Below are 22,400 nucleotides of genomic sequence, written 5' to 3' on the forward strand. Positions count from 1 at the left end.
TGAGCGAAAGTGCTTGCTGGAAAAGTGGCCATGCCAAACTGAGTGGCCGCAAGGGCCACTCCACCTTTAAGAAGATCGCGCCGGGAAAATGGGTCCGTCATGTTATGCCGATTTTGTATTCACCTTCCAGTACACGCTGTACCGCTCATCAAGTACCTGATAGAGCGGAATGAGCGATACCTGTTTGCTCTGACCTTTCGTCTGGAACTTAAGTCCATCAGTTTTTTCCAGCCAAGCCGTGAGATCTTTCGCCGAGGTTGTTGCCTCAGGCATTGGATAGCCTTGGAACTTCCGATCGTCCGGACCATAGTCCCCGTGAATCAGGGCCTGGGTCAGTCCATCCCTTCCCATCTCTGCAGCCAGTACCAGCGGACCATACATCGGGGCCTGAATGGTATTGTCGTCGGGCAGCGGAGCAACGTGCAGCTTCATCGGCAGAGAAACCTCGACCTTGTCACCGTCATGCCATGTACGATGAATCTCAGCGTATGTGCCCGGTTCTGCTTTGGTCTTTTCTGTTTTGCCATTGATCCTGATGGAAGCACCTTCTGCCCAGTATGGGACCCGAACCTTAAGGCCCAGGGCTGTAGGCTTCTCGGTTCTCAAGGTCAGCGTGGTGGCTTCTTCTTCAGGGAAGTTGGTGTCCTGCACCAAACGAATTCCCTTCTCCTTCCAGTCCACTTCTGAACCGATAAACAGGTTCACATACAGGTCCTTGTCGTCGTGAAAGTAGATGGAGTCATTTGTCTTGGAATACTCTTCAACGCCTGTGCCGGTGCAGCACCAGAAAGAATGGAACGGCGTACCGAAGGTCTTCCAAAAGCCCGGCTTCAGCGGAACATAATACATCAGCATTCCGTTGGGGTCCTGCGTGCCCAGCCGGACATTAAAGAGCAATCTTTCGTAGTAGTCCATGATGCGCGGGTCCACACTCCATCCGTAGACGTGGCGCGAGAGCTTCATCATGTTATAGCTGCAGCAGCACTCCTGCGCGGCAGGACCAAGCTGATCGGCGAGTTTTCCCGCCGCTTGCCAGAACTCTCCATTGCTGGTGCCACCCGTGGCGTAGGTGTGCTCAGCGACACATTCGCGCCAAAAGTAATCAGCAATCTTGTGGTATTGCTCTTCTCCGGTCAGCTCATAGCCGCGCGCAGCACCAATCACCTGTGGAATGTGTGTGTTCGCGTGTATGCCAGCCAGATCGTCCTGGCCTTGGGCCAAAGGACCAAAGAATTTCTTCTTTGTAAAACGCTGGGCAAGCTGCAGATACTCCTGCTTACCAGTCAGTGCGTAAAGATTGAAGAGGACCTCCTGCATTCCCCCGAACTCGACGTTGAGGATCCGCTGAAAATCTTCGTCGCTGATGGGAGCAACATAAGCATTCGCCCAGGCCGCCATCTTCTCGGCCGTCTGCAGAGCCTGCTTGTTGCCGCAATGGACATACATGTCCACATGACCAGCCATAATTTTGTGATAGGTGTAGAAAGGCGCCCACACCTTCTGGTGGTTGCGCAGCCGGTCATAAAAATCCTCCGGATAAGCACCCAGATAGCCATTCGCTTTCTGGCACTTTGCCAGTTCGGCCACCAGAGCATCGCCTTTGGTCTTGACCGCTTGATCGCCGGTGCTAGCATACATCAGCGCATAGGCGGAAAGAATATGCCCGCCTGCAAAGTGTCCACGAAGTTCACATTTTGGGTCCTCCCATCCGCCCAGGGGCTCTGCGTTGGAAGGCAGCCCCGCAGTCACGCGAAACATATGCACAAGACGCTCATTGGGCAGAGAGAGGATGTAGCGTAGGTTGATCTCCTGCGCACGCTGCATCGGCCCGCTGCGCAAGCGGACTGCCGTCATCGGAAAGGGCCGCACCTTCCAGAAAACCTTTTCGTAACCGCCCGGGCGGTTGCTTGCAGGAACGTCTGTGACTGCATCCTGCGCCAATGAGCTGTGCGAAAGCAAAGTTGCGGCGGCCGCCGCGGAAGAGGCCGAGGCAAGGAAATGTCTGCGCGAAATGGAATGCATCATGGAAACACCTGTCTTGGTTATACAACCGGAAATACTGTTCTTCATGGTACTTGAGCTGCCATGGAAAAATTACTTGAACTGGTCCAACACAAAAATACAGCCGCGGCAGGAGGCCACCGCGGCCGTTAGCGAGTCGCTAAAAGTCCACATTTACCCGAAGCTCAATCTGCCGGGGCCCACTGGTCTCATAGCCTGTCCCAAAGCTGGGATTCTGTACATTGGCCGCCGCCAAACCGTAGCCGCCGCCATTTCCAAAGTAGGGATGATTCCACGCGTTCAGGAACTCGCCCTGAAATTTGAAATTGATATTTTCCCGGATGGGGAACCGCTTCGTCAGAGAGATGTCCTGACCAAACGTGTGCGGCCCGTGCAGATACACAATCTGTCCGAAGGTACCCGCAAGGGTGTTCGGATTCAGATAGGTTGTATTTGCTCCTCCACTGGCGCTGGCCAGATACTTCTTGTCGATTAAATCTACAAAAGTTGCACCGCTTCCTCCATTTTCAGAGGCAGAGATGCGGTGGACCCCGACTGCGTTTTGCAATTGAGATGAAGTGACACCACTGAGCTGTACGCCTCCGTCTCCGTAGTCATTAAAAGTGGAGTTTCCACCGTTCAGACGGAATGGGAGGCCGCCTTGAAATGTCAGGATCGTTCCTACGGTCCAGTTACCCACGAAACGGTCGAGCAAACTACCAGAGTTCAGCCATGGTTTTCCTGTTCCGAAAGGCAGGTCATAGGTACCGCTCAAATGCAGGACGTTGTGAATGTCAAAGAGCGCCGGCCCATACGACTTGGCAAGGTTTCTCACCGTGTAAATGGGAGATCCGGCCGTCCATTCATTGTCCGTGGCAGTTCCCAGAGTATGGCTCCAGGTGTAATTCGCATCAAATTGCAGCCCACTCCAGGCATTCTGACGGAAGTCTACCTGCAAAGCGTTGTAATTCGAGTAGCCGGCAGCCACCATATAACTGCTTTGTTGCCCGGCAGCAAATGGATTCGCCTGGAAAAAGTTGATTGGATACCCTGCTCCGGCCCCTGAATAACCGGCGTTGGTAACGCAGGGAGCGAAACTGGAACCGACTAGATTGCAGAAGTAGGGAGCCGTCCCACTTACTCCGGCCAGAACATTGGCCATTGCGCCTGCCTGGCCCGTTTGCAGGTAGGTAATAAACTGGCTGTTCGTATAATCAGCCCCGGTGGGAGACTCGCCCGCGAAGGCCGCATCGAAAATCGGCAATTGTTTCTGTCCTGGAATGCCATTGTAGGCAAACGAAGTGCCTCCATTTAAGGCCAGGTTGATCTGCGCATTTTTGAATTCGTTCAAAAATCCGTTCTCAAAGATGTTCACTTCGTTCGGATTGATGGCAATCCACTGATGCACCGTGCGGTTGCCGTTGTACCGGACCTCGATGGCGCGTGAACTTCCAATCTGCCGCTGAATGCCGAAGTTCCACGCTTCGCTGTAAGGCTGCTGGATGTGCGGATCAATTCCAGCAAAACTGAGCGAATTGGTAAAGGTAAAGTCTGACAGGGCTTCCGACTTCAGATAAGTCGCAGGAGACAGGCCGTAAGGCGGCAAGCTGCTGCCCAGCGCCAGGCTACCCGGAGAGTAGGTCCCAGCCTGTCCCGTATTGTTCGCATTCAGATAAAAGTATTGATAGAAAAATGCTCCGTAAGCAGAGGCATTGTCCCAGAAATATTGATAGGGCTCTGTAAAGCGCCGCAGATTGAAGCCTCCACGGATGACAGTGTTCCCATCCCCAAAGAGTTTTCCTAAGATTCCTTCCTTACCTTTAGGGTTCCATGCGAACCCGAATGCAGGCTGCGGACTGACGTTCCAGGGAGCATAGGCGTGTGGCTGGGCACTGATGACTGGATCCATGCTCCCTTTCAGCGACCCAGGGTTGAACAAATTGCCCACACCGGAAGGACCATACAGACCCGCAGGAGAAATGGAGTGATATGCGCCGGTCAGATCGTAATTGTCTCCGGTGAAGTCCCAACGCAGGCCATAGTTTAGGGTCAGCGTAGGCGTTACCCGCCAGGAATCTTCAAAGAACAGGCCCCACGCCTTGGACAGTTCGTCAAGGTTGTAAGCACCAATTCCCTTAAAGTAGCTGCCGGATTTCGGATCGTAAGCAAAGCTTCCGTTGACGCTGGAAATTCTTCCGGTCAGGACCGCATACAGTTGTCCGGCTTCCCCCAATGACTCACTGCTGGCGGCAGGCATCGTGGAACTGCTAAATGCCTGCAGGGCCGGGTCACCTGTAGCCAGACCCAGATAATAGTTGGGAAACCCTGCGGGCGGGTTCCAGTAATGGTCCTGCTCACGATACCAGGAAAAGCCGACGCTGAGTGTGTGCGCGCCATGCTGCCAGGTTGCGGCGTCAGAAATATTGAAAACCGGATAATACGATGTCGTGGGCAATTGATAGCATTGTCCTGACATGCTGTTCCCGTAACAGTCGTAGCCGCCAGCCCCGTAGTTGGACATGTTCCAGTACACCGTGGGCTGGGTCGCATACAGCGGCGCAGAGTTATAAGCCCATTCGCTCGCGTTATAAAGGAAGCCAACCTTGAACTGGTTAATCAGTGTGGGAGAAAGCTCCCAGTCCAGACCATAGGAAGCAACATAGCTGCGGAACCTGTTCCCCGCCGTCTGGCCTTGAAAGTCTGATCCGGGATAGTTTGGAGGGCCTGCAGCAGGATACTCGCTTTGCGTCATGTTCCATGCCAGATAAGTACGCAGCTTCTGCGTCAGCGTGTAGTCCAGCCTCGCCGTCGGATAATAATAGGTCGTTGGATTGGGAACATTCCAGCGCAGGCGATTCAGGTTTGGGTCGGAGGTACCGGCCGACTTTCCATACTGCAGGGATTGGTTGATCTTCTGCAATTGGGCTGCGATCACCGAGTTCTGTGTCGTAGGAAGATTCGGATTGGTCTGCTGCGCCAGTTGGAAAACATTGACCGTATGGCTCTGACCATCAGTGCCGGTATATGTAAAGTTGCCGTTCTGTGCCGCCTGGGTAATGTAGTCGTTATAGGCAGTGATGGTCCCCGGCTGTTTCGTCACAGCAAAGCTGCCAAAGAAAAACAGCTTGTCATGCAACACAGGACCGCCGACACTACCGCCAAAACTGTTTTTAATGAACTTGTTCTTACGCACACCTGCGGCATTGTTGGTCCAACTGTTAGCATTCAGGCCGGCATTCTGGAAATCGCCGAAAACGCTGCCATGATACTGGTTGGTCCCACGTTTGGTAACAAAGTTGATCTGCGTGCTCGACTGACCATACCCGGAGTTCAATCCGAGCTGGTCCGTCACAATGGACATTTCTTCAATGTCTTCCAGGCGCGGCGTGACTGCGGGGGCATCGTTACCTCCGAACTTCATGCGCGAAGGACTCCCCTGAATCCCATCAATATTGCTGCCCTGGTCAATCGAGGGCAGACCATTGTAGGTCCCGTTATACCCTGCAGTCAGATGCGACAAAGAGGACAGGTCCCGGTCTGCAACGGGCAGGTCCTGGATCTGCTTGAGGTCCACTACCGTCCCAATCTGGTTGGAAGTCGTTTCCATGACAGGAGTGGCGCTTTCTTGAACGGTCACCGTCTGCGTCGCCTGCCCCAGCGACAGCGTCACAGCTACAGGTGTCACCTGACCGGCATGGACCACAACCGTATCAAAAACGCGGGTGGCAAAGCCATCTTTTGAGACCGTCAATTTATAGCTGCCGATGTTCAAATTGACAAAGGTATACGTACCCCGGTCCTGACTCTCGGCCAGACGCATATCATTGGTGCCAAGGTCCACCAGCTCCAGCCGTGCTCCGGGAACTACGCTCCCACTCGGATCTAGCACCGTGATGGCGATGCTGCCCTGAGATCCACTCTGGGCGCGTGTGAAACCAACCGCACAGCAGAACAGAAACATCCAGCAAAACAGAACTCTGAAAAAGGGGCGCCCACTACGACTCCGCATACAATCCTCCAAAGCAATGCCATATTCCGCGGCGCAGCTCCAAAAAACCGGTCCATTCCAGGAAACGGTTTCCAGGCTGCCGGGGACCTCCTTCTCGCCTTTTGAACGGGATTTCGCTGCAACATCCGGGCAAGTTTGGAAGGTACTGAATTATGTATACAATTTTGAGTTTTTTGCAAGATTTATTTTTGTATATGTTGCGGCGTAAAAATTCTGCTGATACTCAGAAGGGATGTCTTTGGCCAGAAATATAAGAAAATGTTCTCTTTCTGGATTCTCCTTCTTCATTTTCAGCCCACCTCCGGTCCGCTTGGCGCGTCATACAGGCCAGACATCTGGTTTCCAGCCGATACAATGAAAGATGGAAGTTTCTCTTGGCCGTGAAAGTTAAATTCGCTTCCCGCTCTGTGTCCGGCAATCTTTGGAACAAGTCCATACTCATGGGCGTTGGTGCTGTCGCCGGGATTGTTTTTCTGCTTTTTGCCGCAATCACCACCTTTTATTACTTCAAATACAAACACATCGTGGACGAGCGGCTGGAAAAACCCTTGTTCACGAACACAGCCAGGATTTATGCAGCCCCGCGCGAGGTCCGTCCCGGACAAAAACTCACGGCATCCTTTCTGGCACAGGAGTTGCGCACGGCCGGATATAGCGAGTCTGGCGTGGGCCCTGCCTCCCCAATGGGCACTTATGAGCTTTCTGGCAGCAGCATCACCGTGCACCCGGGGCCGCAGTCCTATCACGCTCCAGACAGTGCCACGATCAGCTTCAGCGGCGGCAAAGTCAGCCAGATTACCGACGCCAGCGGTCAACCCCTTGCCGCTTATGAGCTGGAGCCGCTGCTGATTACCGGACTTTCTGACCAAAACCGCATCAAACGGCGGTTGGTGACCTATAGTGAACTACCCCGCTATCTGGTTCCCGCTGTAACAGCGATTGAAGACCGTCGTTTCTTTGAGCACGACGGCGTGGACTACTATTCCATGATTGGCTGGGCATGGCACGATCTGCGCGGAGATCGGCGTTATGTGGGTGGGGGGTCCACCTTGACCATGCAACTGGCAAAGAATGTGTTTCTCTCTCCGGAGAGGACGCTTCGCCGCAAACTGAAGCAGATTCTCATTACTTTTCAACTGGAACACCGCTTCAGCAAGCAAAAGATCTTCGAAATTTACGCAAATGACATCCCTTTAGGACAGCGCGGCAGCTTTGCCATCAACGGTTTTGGTGAAGCTGCACAGGCCTATTTTGGCAAAGACGTCAGCCAGCTCAACCTGCCAGAGTGCGCGTTGCTTGCGGGCATGATCCAGAGCCCGAGCCGCTTGAATCCATACCGGCATCCGGCCCGTGCTCTCGAACGGCGCAATGTCGTTCTGGATGCCATGGTGGAAACCGGGGCCATTACCAAAGAGCAGGCAGAACAGGCCAAGGCTACTCCGCTTAAGCTGGCCTCACAAAGTGTGGACGCGAATGAAGCTCCTTATTTTGTGGACCTTGTCCGCGACCAGATCGTACAGAAGCTAGGCGATGATCAATATAACCAGCAAGGGCTGCGCATCTACACTTCTCTAGATCCACAGCTGCAGGCCGCAGCGACAGAGGCCGTCACCGAGGGGATGAAGCGGGTAGACGAACTCATTTTGAAGCGGCACACGCATCGCGCTTCCAAGAATGGTCCGGCCACGGTGGACAGCAATATTACCTACCCGCAGGTCGCTCTGGTTGCACTGAACCCCCATACTGGACAAGTGTTGGCCCTGGTTGGCGGCCGCAATTATGGCATGAGCCAGTTTAATCATGCCGTGCAGCATCGCCCTACTGGGTCCATTTTTAAGCCTTTTGTCTATGCAGCTGCTTTCAATACCAGCCTGACCGGAGCACAGCTCACAAATAGTGATGGCGTCAGCGGCATCTTTACCCCGGTCACCATGCTGAACGACCAGCCAACTACCTACATGGTGGGCAATCAGGAATATACCCCACACAATTTTCACAACGAGCAATATGGCATGATCACTGCCGCATTTGCTCTTCAGCAATCACAAAACGTGGCCACGATTGCACTGGCACAAATGGTCGGATTCAACAATGTGGCCGCTCTGGCGCGCGATGCCGGCATCCGATCTGCCCGCGGAACGCCCTCTGTTGCGATTGGAGCTTATGATGCCACCCCTCTGGAGATGGCTGGCGCCTATACTGTGTTTGCAAATGGCGGCATCAAAATTGACCCCTGGATGCTGGCCTCTGTCCGAAGCTCTACCGGCGACGTCATCAGCGATTATTCCCCCACCAGTAAACCTGTGCTGGATCCTAGGGTGGCCTATCTAACGACGAACCTGTTGGAGAATGTCATCAACCACGGCACGGGCGCCGTGGTGCGGTCTCTGGGCTTCACCGCCCCGGCAGCCGGAAAGACCGGCACCTCGAATGATGCCTGGTTTGCCGGATATACAACGAACCTGCTCTGCATCGTCTGGGTTGGAAACGACGATTACACTGACATCAAGCTCCAGGGAATGCAGGCGGCCGCCCCGATCTGGGCAGAATTTATGAAGCGCGCCATTGCTCTGCCCCAATACTCGGATGTGACGGAATTCCCTGTTCCTGCGGGTGTCTCTCTGGTGACCCTGGACAAAAATACAAATCTGCTGGCCGACGCGGCCTGTCCTGATAACACCTACACTGTGGCGTTTCTGGACGGCACGCAGCCTACAGACACCTGCGATCATGCCAACGGAGACCAGCGCAATCTCTTTCAGAAGATTTTCGGCTTAGGAGAAAAACAGGCTTCGGTGCCATCTGTGCAGGGTCCGCCTCCTCCGGTGGTCAGGCCGGTGGCACCATCCCCGAATCCGGCCCCCGGCGCGGTCACCGCAGAAAACCAGCAACAGCAGCCACAGGAACCGAAAAAGAAGCGTGGCTTTTTCAGCAAGCTCTTTGGTTTGGGCAAAAAAGACAAAACAGACCAGCAGCAGGAGAATCCTCAGTAATCCGCATCTATACTTCCTCCTGTGGTCTTACTCTCAGCCATCTTCTTCATGCTTTTTGGGCTGGCGATGGGCAGCTTCCTGAATGTCTGCATTGCACGTCTGCCGAGGCACCAATCCATCATTTCCCCTGCCTCCCATTGCCCAGCATGTGGCGCAGCCATACGGCCCAGCGATAATGTCCCCTTACTGAGCTGGCTGTTGTTGCGGGGACGCTGCCGGTCCTGTGCGTGGAGGATCCCGCCACGTTACCCACTGGTTGAGCTGAGCTCAATGTTTTTATTCCTTCTTTGCGGTCTGCTATGGGGAGTAAGCGTCAAGTCTGCGGGTATGTGTCTGCTTTGCTTCCTGCTACTCGGCCTGGCCGTAATGGATGCCGAGACCCTGCTTTTACCTGATGCCTTCACGCTGCCCGGTATCGTTCTGGGTGTTCTTTATTCCGGAATTGTCGCGGGCTGGCACGCCGCGGTATGGTCTTTTGTTGATGCAATCATCGCAGGTCTGGCTCTGCTGCTGCTTCGATGGTTGTACTGGATGCTACGCCGCAGCGAAGGCCTGGGACTGGGCGATGTAAAGCTGCTGGCCATGATTGCTGCATGGCTTGGCCCTCCGCAGACTTTGCTTGTTCTGTTCCTGGGAACAGTCTGCACAGCAGTCTTTGGCTTGGCCCTTCTTCCCTTTGCCGGAAAGCACCTTGCACAGACCAAGCGGCCCCGTCGTGAATCAGTCCATTCGAAAGGTGGACCTGATTCTTCCCGTGCTGCCAGTCTCTGGAGGGCCACGGCCCTACCCTATGGATCATTCCTTTGCGCCAGTGCCATCTACGCCATTTTTATGGGACCCCAAACCATACGCTGGTATCTCCACTTCTTCTTCAAGTAACAGCGTGGCATCAGCACTCCAGCCTGATCTTCTATCTTCGCTTTAAGTGAAAAACTTACATAGGTTAGGGAATTTTTTTCTTGCTTTTGTCATGCGAAAGAGCAATTAAAACACTTGCATCTTTTTCCATACTCTCCCCGAAAAATATTTCTTTTTCCCTTTGCGATTTTTACAAATTTGTTTTACAACTTCTTCAAACACACTTTTACAAAAGGCTTCTGCTCTTCTTGCTCCGAGAAGCGATACTCCTTTGCTTTGCAAATGGCGCAACAGGTTTGTGCCACTCAGAAGCAGTAAAGCGCTGCTTCTTCTTCCTCTCCTTGGATTTGCGAATAGCAATAGGTCTGTCTGGCAGCGGTGGCCGGATCATTGGTGGTCTGCCAGGCTCCGAACTGTTGCTGGGTGATAACGATATTTGCGCATTCCGGGAAAGAGTAAGTGCTGCTGTGAATAAGAAAAGTAGTGCGAAATCTTTTCAAATGACAACTCCCCCAACCTTAGTGATTCAGAAGGCTGTCTTATGAAGTCGAGATTCTTTTTCGTCGCACTCGTATGTAGTTTGCTTGCGGTATCGTCTCTGCGCGTTGAGGCCCAGGCGAATGTAGTTGAAAACCAGACCATCTATCTTCACGTAAACGGAACTACAGGCTCTGATTCCAATCCTGGTTCGCCCACACAACCATTCAAAACCATCAGTGCTGCCGTACAAAAAGCGCTCGCCAATAATCGGGCCGGGATCGGGACGAAAGTCTTGATTGACGCAGGCGTATATCGCGAGTTCGTAAAGATCAGCCCATACAATCAAACCAGCGCCCCGATTACCATACAGGCCACGACCCAGGGCACCGCAATTATTGACGGGGCCGATTTGCTAACGAATTGGTACAAGAAAAATACAAATGTTTATGCGTATTCCTGGAAGGACTCCGTGGGTGGGTGCCCTCTGCCTTCAGGATGGTATTCAGGAATGCCCGGCATCGTTCTCAACAATGAGATGGTGTTTGTCAATGGCCAGCCGATGACACAGGTCGCCTCGATCTCTCAGATGCGACCCGGTACATTCTTTGTCAACAGCACTTATCAGGAACTAGACCTCTGGCCGCCTTCCGGCACCGATATGAATACGGCTACAGTCGAGGTCTCCAACCGCAGAGAGACCCTCGAAGTAGACAACGGAAAGAACCTTGTCTTTCGCGGCCTGGTCCTTCAACATGCTGCTTCTTGCATGAACCAGAATGGGGCCAACGTCTTCGGCAGTTCCAACATATTGTTCGATGACGTACAGGTGAACTGGAACAACTGGGGCGGCCTGGGCCTCAGCAACAGCAATCACTACACCATCCAGAACTCCACCGCAAGCTATAACGGCGGGGTCGGTCTGGCCGCCTACAATGTGCAAAATGCTCTCTATCAAAATAACGAAACCGACTATAATAACTGGCGCGGTGAGATGGTAGGTCTCTATGATTTTGGCCAAGGGGGCACCAAGATCATGCATGCTCGCAGCGTCACGGTAAATGCACAACGCTCCTACAACAACGCAGCCCAGGGTCTGTGGTTTGATACTGATAATGCAACCATCACTGTAGCCAATAGCCAGCTGGTGGGAAACACCGTAGCCAATCTGCAACTGGAAGCCAATCAGGGACCCATTACAGTTCAGAACACGAGTCTTTGCTCGGGAGGAATGGGCCTACACCTGATTAATACTGCTGATCTCACCATGACAGGAAACGTTTTTTACAACAACGGCGGGAACAGCTTCCAGAACGGAAACTTCTTTCTTGCCGGAAAAGCTGGAGGCCGCGTCTTTACAAACTTCCAAACCGGCCAGACAGAAACTACCTTTACGACAAATACGATACTGGAAAACAACGTAATCACGGCAGCAAATTCTAACCAATACGTTTTTAATACCTACTTGAGCGGTAGCGATTGGTCAAAGTTTGCAGACAGCCTGCAATCCAACAATAACTATTGGTATAACGGACAGCTTTCGACAACTTATATTGTTCCCCTGGGTAAGCACGTCAATTTTAGCGGCTGGAAGTCCACGACGGGGCAGGACTACAACTCTGACTGGGCTTTGTCCTCGATTTATGCCCGCGGATGCGGTCTCCCCACCCCTGGCTACACTGACTTCCACATCCAGGCGCATAATGCTGCCTCTTATGTTTCTTCTTACACGATGTCGAATGGATCTGTCTCGATTCCACTGCAGATTCGGTCTTACAACTATGGATCGGTACAGCTTTCTATCTACGGGCTGCCTTCGGGAGTAAGCGCCTCTTTCAGCCCCTCAACCTTAACCAGCGGAAATTCTGTTCTTACGCTGAAAGCATCCTCTTCTGCCACGGCGCAAACAGTACCCGTTACGATCTTTGCCGTCAGCGGCAGCCGTGTTCATTCGATTACATTGATGGTAAACGTCAGACCCGCTTCCTAGCTTGATCACAATCCGAAACCATAACTTTTTTGCGCCGCAGCCAGCAATGACTGCGGCCAATTTTTATTTCTGCTGCAACAAAGATTGCACCTGCCTGAAGATATATTGCGCTCGCTCTTTCTCTCCGCTGTTCACGTCCTCATGCAGGCTGCGCAGCAAATAATATGCGGTGAGACCCCGAATTGCCCGGGCAGACAAGCCGCATCCGGACGCATATTTGCGAAGCAGAGGATGGGACTTCAGCAGCTCCCAAACATTCTTTGATTCTTGAAACAGATAGTCCTGAATGTAGAAGTACCGACAAACATCCAGCCAGGGCAGGCCCTGTTCGATGGCCCATTCCCAGTCGATGAGCGTAATGCTGCCGTCTGAAAGGCGCCGTATGTTCCAAGGAGCAAAATCGCGGTGCTCAGTAAAAGCAGGCAGGTCCTCTTCATTGTCCAGTAACGAAACGGCCGCTTCAATCTGCTGCCATTCCAGCTTTTGCCATGGAAGCTTTTGCAGCAAAGCGATCATGCCATCACGATACATAGATAATCGAGCGCTGTGGCCTTCGCAGGAGAGCCGCAAGAGAAAATCCAAGTGCTCCTCGCCAAAGCGGCGTGCTGCTGGCTGGCCCGCCATCCAGGATTGCGCCGCGATACCGCGCTCTGGATCTTCGAAAACCACTTCAGGGACAATGTGTTTCTTCCGCATTCTCCGCAGAACGGCAGCCTCATTCAAAATTGCTGTTGCTGCTGCTTCCGTCAAAGGAATTTTCGCCACGGCCGGAATGGAATGCCGGTCAAGAAAGAACAGGATGGCCTTTTGCGTCGGGGAGGGATTTCCGATGTGTCCCAGAATGTCCCAACCGGAATGGACGTTTTGTATGTGCTCAGCCCAATACGCAAGGTTACACTGCGCCCTGGTCTTTTTGATACCAGGCAGCAATACCAGCGCATTCCATCTACATGCGGCAACCACTCCTGCCCATTGGACCCTCGTTTTTGTACCATACGGTCTCCAGCTTTGAAACACAGGAAGGGCCGCACGGCTGCGGTTGGGAACAATCCAGCGCGGATCTTTTCCCTGGAAAATCACCAGAAACTCTTTTTCAGGATGTATGGGTCCTGGCTCTTGGTCGGGAAACAGAAAGATCCTTTGCACTGTGGCCTGCCAAACCTGCTTGTGGGCCGGCAAATCTGCAATAAGCGTCTCCTGATGCAAAGGCCCTCTCACCTGTTTTCCTCTTTGCCTAGGTTCAGTCGTGCATAAGTCCGGCGAGAAAAATGTGTGAGCAATGCCTGTGCTGTTTGCTGCACTACAGTGCGAAGCGGTTGGGCCGCATCAACAACAACAACTCGGTTGCAGGTTTTGGAAAACGCACGATAAGACTCTTGCTGCCGGACCACCTCTTCAAAAGGGACTTCCTGCTTACGCGACCAGAGCACTTCCGGAGGAGCATCCAATAGGACCACCAGTTCTGGCTCGGGCAGGACCTTAAGCAGTAAGGACAAGAACCACTTCGGGCCGCCATACCTTACTCGCTTGGGATCAACCAAAATGTCATAAAAGTACCGGTCAAATACAACCAGCCGTGTTCGCATCATGGCTGGTCGCACCCTCAGGATCCATCCCAGCCAGTAATCACTTGCCAGATACGCCATCTTGGCAACGGACATCAACAAACTTCGCGCCGGCTTGCCATGGGGATCTGTCACGGCAGACCCCGGTTTCGTATGTCCGGGAAATAATCCCGGCCGCAAATGGAACCGTTCGATCTTCTGAAACGCAGGAGCAAATTCGCGGACGATCGCTTCAATCACAGAAGACTTTCCGCATCCATCTGGTCCAATGAAGGCAATCCATCCTCCCGTCGGAAATAAGATACGCTCCATATCATGCTGCACGTTTTTCCATCGTGTGATCGCCTTTTCTCCTACGCTTCCGGATGAATGACGTAGCATCTCCTGCCGATACATCAGCAGATTTGTCATCAGTGGCTGCCAGTCACCGGATTGGGCCATCTTCGCAATGCCTTCTACTGTTGGCATCGTCCAGAATCGGCGCAGCAAAGCAGTGCAATTCTCAGGGTCTTCTGCATAGAGCCGGGACAGGCGCGCGCCGTGCTCTTGCCTGAAGTCTTGTTTGTTCAGCCGCTTGATGAGATAGTAGACAAACTCATGGCGGGCGCTGGGAATCCAGAAGCCCCTGTCATGCATTCTGCGATCGCGCAGGACCTCTTCAGCCCTGAACCAAAGCCTTCCAAAGTGACGATAGTCAAAACAGGAATCTGGCTGGATGAGGGTCAGTTCTGATTCATGCAGCATCGCCAAGCGAAAAGCACGCGCGGATACTTCGTGCGGAATGACCTGGAACAGCGTAGTATTCGATTCCTGTGCAATGGAGGCGATCCATTCTGGTACGCGCCGGAAATCCTCTTCACCAACCATGAAGTCAATATCGGAATCAAAATCATCCGGCAGGCCCTCATATCCGGTCAGTATGCAATAGCCCTGACTTTGCTCTGCAAGTTTATTCAGCAGCAGGCGAGCTACGAATGAACGGACAACATGACCGTTGCTTGTGCTGGCCGATTTTTCCGGGATCTCCAACAAACTCCTACCTCCACCTTTCACGCTGCAACTGTCTGCCTGAAGCAGCAGAAATGATACATTTTTTTAAGACCATCGCTGCGATTGGGGGCCTTTCGCTTCACATGAAAATTTTGCTTTCCGCCTATGCCTGTGAACCGAACAAAGGTTCAGAACCTGCCGTAGGTTGGAACTGGATGCTTTCTCTCTGCCGCGAAGGTCATGCTGTCTTTTTGCTTACCCGCAGAAATAATGCAACCGCAATTGAAGCAGAACGAGAAAGACAGAACATCCCTGTCACTCCTCTGTATTATGATCTTCCCTCCTGGTGCAGACGCTGGAAACGCTTGCCAGTCGGCCTATTTGTTTACTATTTGTTATGGCAGTTAGGTGCATATTTTTATGCGCGCAAGATGCATCGAATTTATAAGTTTGACTTAGTTCACCACATAACATTTGTAACTTTCCGTCAGCCATCTTTTATGGGATGGCTCGGTATTCCCTTCATTCTTGGTCCAGTGGGTGGAGGGGAAACCTCCCCGCTACCGCTCCGAACAGGTCTCAGCCGAAAAGGCCGCATTCTCGAACGGCTGCGAGATCTCGCCATTTTCTGGGCCCGCATCGATCCTTTGATGCATCTGACCTTTTCGCGCGCTGTGCTGATTGCCTGCACTACCCAGGAAACTCGTCAGCATGTTCCCAGACGCTATCACCACAAATGCATTATTTTGCCCGCCATCGGGATCACCGTGCAAGAATCGACTCTGCCATCGCAACCTTCCAGAAAAAGCTTCCTGTTCATCGGCCGCCTGCTTTACTGGAAAGGAATTCACCTGGCCCTTCGCGCGTTTCCTGACGTTTTACGCCAGGTCCCTGATGCACGCCTGCGCATCATCGGTGAAGGTGAGGATTCAGCATGGCTGAAAAACATCGCCAGTCAATACGGAATTTCTTCGTTGATTGACTGGCTGCCATGGCAGCCCCATGAAAACATTGCGCGCGAATATGCCGACAACATTGCTTTCGTCTTTCCCAGCCTTCATGATTCAGGCGGCCTTGTTGTGCTTGAATCTCTGGCTGCATCACTCCCGGTCATCTGCCTTGATCTGGGTGGCCCGGGAACATTTGTGGATGACACCTGCGGCATTGTGATTCAAACAGCAGGGCAGGATGATTCTCTTGTTCAGAAAGCGCTTGCCTCGGCAATGGTCCGACTGGCCACAGACTCTGGCTTGCGGAACTCTCTCGTTGCCCATTGCCGGGAACGTGCAGGCCGGTTTACATGGGATGAAAATGTTCGCACCCTCTATTCCTTTTATCGCACGATCCAGAAGACATGACCGCTCCTCCGTTCCTTTAAACAATCTCCATTTCTACCATGGAAAGTTTTCTGGCCTTGGTCCGATGCCACTCATAAACAAACCACAGTAAATTCGCGAATTGACCACAAACAGCAGCAATCATGATTCCCATAGCATGAAAGAAGTGAATACACGGCCACACCAGAACAAGGCTGGAAGCAGCAGCTGCGAGCGACGATCTGAAAATTGCTGACGTCTCTCCTGTCGCCCGAAATAAATAACTATATTGGCGCAAAGGCCAGTACAAGAGAAAATAAAGGAGCTGTAAGTCCAGAATTCCGCTGTAAACAGCCACTTTCCTCCCATAAAAGAAGCGCAGAAAATCCTTGGAGAAAAGCCCAATCGCAAGAAAAGCAAACGTAAGCACGACAAAGCCTTTGATTCCAAATTGCAGTAAAAAGCGGGCCGCGCCTGCCACTCCGCCCTTACGCATCTCTTCACTGGCTTTTAAGGGAACGATATTTTCCATCGCCTGATAGGCAACATTGACCGGACCCACGACATTCTGGGTCGCCCGGATGCTTCCTGCTGCTTCTGATCCGAGGACACTGGCGCCAATTAACATGGCCCCCTGATAGACAAACCATTGCAACTGGTTGGCAATGGCAAGATCGCGAGACATGCCCCGGGAACGCTGCCACGCGCTTCTGCGCTCCTTCGCTGAACAGCCCAGCCTTTCCATGGCCGCTCCCACTGCAAAGGCCAGAGCAGAGGTCGTCGCAATTGTCCAGAAGGCCGATCTCACAGTCAATTCATGGGTATGCATCAACCACAGGAGGATGACCGTTTGGCCCAGATAACTGATGGCATCATTCCATACAGAGTGAAGCGATTGATTTTTCGCAAAGTAGTACCGGCGCAGCCAGTCCTGCATAAGATAGGCCACGACACAGAACAGAAAGGCGGGCAATTCTTCAAATGTCCCGAAACCCCGGTGCGCGGCAAGAAAAATGATGGCAACCAGAGCAATCGCGATCGACGCAAAAACACAGAACCAGAGTTGTACGCCATACATTCCACGTAAATAGCTGGTCCGCTCGTCTTCTTCTGGAAACAGCCCCGCCCAGGTAATCATGGGAGAAGCGATAAAACTCAACTGAATACTGTTGGCCAGAAGCAACAAGGCATAAGCAACCGTGAATACACCAAATTGTTCCAGCCCCAGACCGCGCACCAGAATAATTCCGGTCGCAAAATTGGAACCGCTCACAATGAACTGGTCTGCAACCGTCTGGTAGCGTCTGCGCTGGAACAATTTGAAAATGCCATATGCCATTGATTTTTTGCCAGCTACCTGGGCGCTTTCTGAGGAAGCTCTATTTCGCAAAGCCAGCCTGCTCTGATAACTGAGTGACGCTGAACACTGGATAATATGTACGGACCGACTGGCGCCGGACGAGATCAACATTCGTAAGAATGCACAGGAAAAAAGCCATCTCGTAACCCATCCAGCCCAACACGCCAGTAGACATCACCGTCGTCATCCATACATGGATAATGAGCACATAGATACCGGCATATTCGGGATGGTCCCGCCATGCCTGCCACGTAAGTAAGGTAGCAAGGATCAGCAGATAAATTCCCAGCCCGAAGCCGATCGCACCAAGACCAGTCAGCAGCTCCATAAAACCATTGTGCAAAGAGCTTGCCGTTTGAAGGTAAATGTCGCCTATATGCTTGAGTGTCTCTTTTCCTCCAACTCCTCCGCCTGCACCCAGGACCGGATGCTGCTGCCACTGCCGGATGGCAGCAGTCCACATCACAGTCCTTCCGCTCAACGTCGTAAAATCGCTGGTTGCCTCTTTCCCCTGCAATGCAACCATGATCTGGTCCTGAAATGCCAACCCAAGTGCAAACAGAATTGCAGTGAGAACTGCTCCAAGCGTTCCTGATTTACGAGCAACTACAAAGATGACGCTGAGGATAAGAATCGCAAAGGAGGTACGGCTGGCAGCAAAGGCAAAAAGGAACATCGCATATGCCATCTGGCAGAACGCCGTGCCGCGGGCAAGCCGGTTGGCCTGCCATTCCGCAAACACAACCAGGAAAAGGGCGCTCGATACATATCCCAGCCCATTTCCAGAGAGGAACGGCGCCTGGGCCGTAGTGCGCGTAAAGATCCCCGGACGGTTTTGGATAAATGCATGGATGTGGACCAGATATCCGCACACTGTAACAACAGCGACAAGAGAAATGACTAAAAGGATGATCTGGCGAAGAGCATTGACACGCTGCAAAGCATTCTCTTCCCGGCTGGTCTCCCAGAACACAACTCCGGCCAGGCATATCTCCAGACCTTTGCCTAATGTCCCTTTATGCTCCGTGGACCACAAAGTGGAAACCAGATAAAAAGCGGCGAACAAAAGGAAGACAACACGCGCATCCCGTAAGTGAAGACGCGGGGCACGAGGCTGAAAAAGAAGGAGCAGAAAGGCGGCCACGCACAAAGGCCCACGCACCAGGACCAGCATCGTGGTGCTTGTGTGTGCGGGTCCGGCGCTGGAAGGGTCCGCATACTGGATCATGGTCCCCAAAAGCAGGCAAAGCAAAGCGAGCCCTGGGATTCCAGTTGTCCGGAAAGCGTAGCGCCAGGCATCCAGTTTCCAGGGGTAAATAGACACCGACGCTTCTGTACTTAAATAGGATTCCATTCGGCCTCTACTTCACCGCATAGATGGTGGCCGCACCTGTTTGTCCGATAATGCCGGAGCCCGCCGTGAACACAGACTTTAGCTTACTTACCGGCACATAGACGATGTCTTCCGCCTCTAATTGAATTGGCTTTTGCTTTCCACTCACAATGTCTTTGTAATCTATGGGTATTTCAGAAAGATTTCCGCTTGGATCGTGACGTACAACTCGGATGCCGCCAATCCTGGCTTGCATGGTGGTCCCCATGGCAAGGGAAATCGCCTGGGCCACATTCAGTGAACCGTCCTCCTGCATAACGTACCCTCCCGGACGATTGACCGCGCCAAGGACATAGACAATACCAGCCCGCTGGACCCTGATTACGTCTCCGGGAGAGACCATCACATTCCGCGCTTCATTCTCGTTCTGTCCTCGTGAATAATGATAGGTGCGCACGGTCGTTCCATTTTCTGAATGGCTCTCCACCTGGATCGTGTCCCCTGCCAGATTGGTCTCACCTCCTGCCATTCCGATGACGTCCAGCAGGTTGTGTGGTGCCAATAACTGGATCCGCCCCGGAGATTGCACCTCGCCCAGCACTGTAACACTAGAAGATACATATTGCTCTACGTTGAGGGTCACTTGCGGATCTTTTAAAATCTGCGAGCTCCGAAACTTTTCCTGGATCTCCGACTGTGCCTCCGGAATGGTCTTTCCGCCAACATGAATGCTCCCTAAAAGCGGAAGACTGATGTCGCCCTTTTCATCGACCCGTGTGTGCGTATCAAATTCTGGTTCGTCATAAACAGAAACGTGCAGAAAGAACCCCGGCGCCAGGCGCAGAGTGGAAAAATCATCTGGCACTGCAGTCAAAACACTATTGGAGTTTTCAGTGGGATGCGCCTGCTGACTGCCGGTAAGAGGCAACGAGGAAGAAGCATTGACCGCTCCAACCGGGGCAGCCTGCTGGGCCAGCATAGCACCACACGAGGCCGTGTAAAGACAAATCCTCAACCAAAGCCGCGCCATCTTGTGGATCTTAATTTTCCTCATAGTACTTCCCTCCGCCATTATGGCCATAGGCTGTGTAGTACTCCACTGAATCAGTATTGACTCCATTCAGAACAAAACCCATCGCACGGCTGCTTGCGCGTTCCAGAACGGAAGCAGCCCGCTCTACGGCCACCTTGTTCGTGACGCCCGCCCTGACCACTCCAAGGGTGGCATCTACTTTGGCCGCCAGAGCCACAGCATCGGCGGTCAGCAGTACCGGTGCACTGTCGATGATGATGAGGCCATAGGACTGCTTCAGTACACTCAACAGATCATCCAACTTTGCTGAACCAAGCAGCTCACTCGTTGCCGCAGAGGCTTCTCCCGCTGGAAGAAGAAACAAATTGCGCACTGTAGGATGGGGCTGGATCAACGCCGCACTTGGCTTATCATCAGCCAGCACCTCACTCAACCCAGGAGACTGACTGCAGTTGAAATATTCGTGAAGCTGTGGGTGACGCAGGTCAGCATCTACCAAAAGCACCTTTTTGCCGGCACACGCAAACGCAATGGCAACATTATAGGAAACCGATGTTTTCCCTTCTCCCGCCAGAGGGCTGGTCACCAGCAGCGTATGCAAAGGCCGCCCTGCGGCTGCAAGTGCAATGGAAGTACGCAAAGTCCGGTAAGATTCTGCCAACGCAGACTTTGGCTTCGCCAGGAGCGGGCTGGTCTTTCCGATCCTCTTAGGCAGAAACCCGCGTTCACTTTTCTGCTCAGGCAAACTGTCGTGGACCCGGGGAACGCTGGCGAGAACGGGCAATCTCGTCAATGGTTGCAATTGCAGGTGAGTCCTGACGGTTTCATCCATGTGCTCACGCAAGAATGCAGTGGACACACCAAATAACATTCCCGCAGCAAGACCAATCGCAACATATAACGGAGGATTAGGACGCGCCGGGGTCGCCGAAGGCCGCGCAGAATCTGCAATTTTAATGTTGGTTGCGCGCAGTCCCGCCTGCACGTTGGCTTCCTGTAGTTGTCCATAGAGCGCCTCATATAACTGACGGCTGGACGAAGCCTGCTGCGCAAGCATTTGCAGCTTTACCGTGCTCTCATTCAGCTTGCTGGCCGCAGCTTGTTGGGCAGCAAAGGCTGCACGCAGACCCTCTTCGTTCTTTAATGCGAGAGCATAGTCATTCCTTGCACGCAGATTGATCTGCTCAAGCTCATCTGCAATCTGCTTATTTACATTTGCAAGCTGGCTCTGTAATTCCAGAATTCGAGGATTCCGCGCCCCATATTTCGTGCTGGCATCGGAATACGCTAGTTCCAATTGGGCCTTCTGCTGACGGAGGTTCTGCAATAGCTCCAGGCCATTCCCTTGTGTGATTGCTGAAGACGTAGCAATCTGCGGCAGGGAGCTCGACGCCAGGTCTGCCACAATGTTTGAATCTTTCGTTTGCGTCAGATGATAAATCGCTTCCTTTGCTACCCGGTTGGCTTCTGCCTGAGTCAGCTCCTGGTTCAGAGCATCCAGCTTATCCAGCACCGGAATATGTGTGACTGCTCCCGCACCACCTGAGGCTCCGATTGAGTTGAGCAGAAGGCTGTTCAAACCAGTCTCGCGCTCATAATCGGAAAGCGCCTGCTGAGAATCATCCATTTTCTGCTTTAATTCCTGCAATTGCGTTTCCAGCCATTGCGTGGCCTCCCGAGAAGAGCGGGATTCAGATTCAAACTTTACATATTCATCCACCAAAGCATTGGCAATTCTGGCCGCAAGCTGCGGATTCGGATTCAGAAAGGTCACCGTTATAAGTCGCGTATCTGGAGGGTTCTTGACTGTAAGCTTCTTAGCAAAGATTGCCAGCAATCGCTCTCGCCTCGCTGGCGACTCACTTAAGGGCAAATGCTGATTCAATTCATTTTCAATGCGGCGATTGCTACCAGTAATCCAGCCCAGCAGCGTCGGCTTAAAGGCAAAAGGCTTATAACTTTCAAGGTGCAACTTATCAATCACAGCCAGGGCCGTGCTGTCGCTCTGTAACACCGCCATATGAGTAGCAATATCTGTTTTCACATCGCTCTCACTCAGAGAAGGCCCGGCATTGGAACTAAGTTGGACCTCGACCGTCTCGTCTTTTCCCACCTGGACGGTGGCCGTACTGCTGTACTGATTGGTCAACACGATACAGGCCAGAACGGCAAGCGCGATACCACCGAGGCAAAACGAAAAAATCCACCATTTGCGCTTCCGCAAAACCAGCCAGATGTCCTTGAGAGAACCCTCCTTATCAGACGAGATCCTGTTATCCATAACTCGATCTGAAGGAACAAATGCGATTTGCACCCCATTGGAATGATCGTGTCCCGGGGTAAGTGGAATCAGCATGAATGGTAGCTCCCTTAGGATTGATTTTTAGGCCGCATGCCTGGCATGAACGGACTCAGTGTGGCCAGAATGAAAACTGAATACTTTTTCGATGCGCCTTGTCCGTATTGATTTGCCTA

The 22,400-nt window shown here is 52.6% G+C and carries 13 protein-coding genes; 5 read left to right on the plus strand and 8 right to left on the minus strand.

All coding sequences use genetic code 11. From position 1 onward, the window contains the following. Positions 1-102 precede the first annotated feature (102 nt). Positions 103-2,025: a glycoside hydrolase family 127 protein gene (locus N655_RS0102865; RefSeq protein WP_049961216.1), complete on the minus strand. Its 1,923-nt coding sequence runs from the start codon at positions 2,023-2,025 to the stop codon at positions 103-105. A 136-nt stretch (positions 2,026-2,161) separates the two neighbouring features. Next, positions 2,162-5,962 (minus strand): outer membrane beta-barrel protein, encoded by a 3,801-nt coding sequence (locus N655_RS17005; RefSeq protein WP_049961217.1) that lies wholly within the window; start codon positions 5,960-5,962, stop codon positions 2,162-2,164. 428 nt (positions 5,963-6,390) lie between these two features. Between N655_RS17005 and N655_RS0102885 the strand changes: the two genes are divergently transcribed. The 4 genes from N655_RS0102885 to N655_RS0102905 all read left to right on the plus strand — a co-directional run bounded on the left by N655_RS0102885 (position 6,391) and on the right by N655_RS0102905 (position 12,328). Then, complete coding sequence (locus N655_RS0102885; RefSeq protein ID WP_349509462.1) at positions 6,391-9,003, plus strand: PBP1A family penicillin-binding protein; 2,613 nt, start codon at positions 6,391-6,393, stop codon at positions 9,001-9,003. 48 nt (positions 9,004-9,051) lie between these two features. Then, positions 9,052-9,882, plus strand: coding sequence for a prepilin peptidase (locus tag N655_RS20190; RefSeq protein ID WP_155987484.1), 831 nt, complete (start codon positions 9,052-9,054; stop codon positions 9,880-9,882). 86 nt (positions 9,883-9,968) lie between these two features. Next, a complete protein-coding gene (locus tag N655_RS20485) occupies positions 9,969-10,406 on the plus strand; it encodes a hypothetical protein (RefSeq protein ID WP_155987485.1) in 438 nt (145 codons plus the stop codon). Beyond that, a complete protein-coding gene (locus tag N655_RS0102905) occupies positions 10,403-12,328 on the plus strand; it encodes a right-handed parallel beta-helix repeat-containing protein (protein WP_081823538.1) in 1,926 nt (641 codons plus the stop codon). The genes N655_RS20485 and N655_RS0102905 overlap by 4 nt, the downstream gene beginning before the upstream one ends. A gap of 63 nt (positions 12,329-12,391) precedes the next feature. Here the strand turns inward: N655_RS0102905 and N655_RS0102910 are convergent, their stop codons facing one another. Continuing rightward, positions 12,392-13,408 carry a phosphotransferase gene (locus tag N655_RS0102910; RefSeq protein ID WP_162173476.1) on the minus strand — a complete coding sequence of 339 codons (1,017 nt, stop codon included), beginning with the start codon at positions 13,406-13,408 and terminating at the stop codon, positions 12,392-12,394. Between the two features lie 134 nt (positions 13,409-13,542). Continuing rightward, the gene (locus tag N655_RS0102915; protein ID WP_026441787.1) at positions 13,543-14,925 is read right to left on the minus strand and encodes a dTMP kinase; all 1,383 of its coding nucleotides are present in this window, start codon (positions 14,923-14,925) and stop codon (positions 13,543-13,545) included. Positions 14,926-14,975: 50 nt separating this feature from the next. Here N655_RS0102915 and N655_RS17010 point away from each other — a divergent pair, with 50 nt between their 5' ends. Continuing rightward, positions 14,976-16,241, plus strand: a complete 1,266-nt coding sequence (locus N655_RS17010; RefSeq protein WP_049961218.1) for a glycosyltransferase family 4 protein — start codon at positions 14,976-14,978, stop codon at positions 16,239-16,241. A 16-nt stretch (positions 16,242-16,257) separates the two neighbouring features. On the opposite strand, the gene N655_RS0102925 is transcribed toward N655_RS17010, so the two are convergent. From N655_RS0102925 to N655_RS0102940, 4 genes are read right to left on the minus strand one after another with little or no spacing between them, the layout of a single operon-like run. Next, complete coding sequence (locus tag N655_RS0102925) at positions 16,258-17,538, minus strand: lipopolysaccharide biosynthesis protein (RefSeq protein WP_026441788.1); 1,281 nt, start codon at positions 17,536-17,538, stop codon at positions 16,258-16,260. A 40-nt stretch (positions 17,539-17,578) separates the two neighbouring features. Beyond that, on the minus strand, positions 17,579-18,913 hold the full coding sequence (locus N655_RS0102930) for an O-antigen ligase family protein (RefSeq protein WP_081823542.1): 1,335 nt from the start codon (positions 18,911-18,913) through the stop codon (positions 17,579-17,581). Positions 18,914-18,920: 7 nt separating this feature from the next. Beyond that, positions 18,921-19,946 carry a polysaccharide biosynthesis/export family protein gene (locus N655_RS19670; RefSeq protein ID WP_162173477.1) on the minus strand — a complete coding sequence of 342 codons (1,026 nt, stop codon included), beginning with the start codon at positions 19,944-19,946 and terminating at the stop codon, positions 18,921-18,923. Then, on the minus strand, positions 19,933-22,206 hold the full coding sequence (locus N655_RS0102940; protein ID WP_162173478.1) for a GumC family protein: 2,274 nt from the start codon (positions 22,204-22,206) through the stop codon (positions 19,933-19,935). Before N655_RS0102940 ends, N655_RS19670 begins: the two co-directional genes overlap by 14 nt. Positions 22,207-22,400 lie beyond the last annotated feature (194 nt).

Origin of the sequence: Pseudacidobacterium ailaaui (assembly GCF_000688455.1) — a bacterium.
Classification (GTDB): Bacteria; Acidobacteriota; Terriglobia; order Terriglobales; family Acidobacteriaceae; genus Pseudacidobacterium; species Pseudacidobacterium ailaaui.

Coding starts and splice junctions, on each gene's coding strand:
- N655_RS0102865 (WP_049961216.1), bottom strand. CDS start 2,025: ATGATGCATTCCATTTCGCGCAGACATTTCCTTGCCTCGGCCTCTTCC.
- N655_RS17005 (WP_049961217.1), bottom strand. CDS start 5,962: ATGTTTCTGTTCTGCTGTGCGGTTGGTTTCACACGCGCCCAGAGTGGA.
- N655_RS20190 (WP_155987484.1), top strand. CDS start 9,052: ATGCTTTTTGGGCTGGCGATGGGCAGCTTCCTGAATGTCTGCATTGCA.
- N655_RS0102905 (WP_081823538.1), top strand. CDS start 10,403: ATGAAGTCGAGATTCTTTTTCGTCGCACTCGTATGTAGTTTGCTTGCG.
- N655_RS17010 (WP_049961218.1), top strand. CDS start 14,976: ATGATACATTTTTTTAAGACCATCGCTGCGATTGGGGGCCTTTCGCTT.
- N655_RS0102925 (WP_026441788.1), bottom strand. CDS start 17,538: ATGGCATATGGCATTTTCAAATTGTTCCAGCGCAGACGCTACCAGACG.
- N655_RS0102930 (WP_081823542.1), bottom strand. CDS start 18,913: ATGGAATCCTATTTAAGTACAGAAGCGTCGGTGTCTATTTACCCCTGG.
- N655_RS19670 (WP_162173477.1), bottom strand. CDS start 19,946: ATGAGGAAAATTAAGATCCACAAGATGGCGCGGCTTTGGTTGAGGATT.
- N655_RS0102940 (WP_162173478.1), bottom strand. CDS start 22,206: ATGGATAACAGGATCTCGTCTGATAAGGAGGGTTCTCTCAAGGACATC.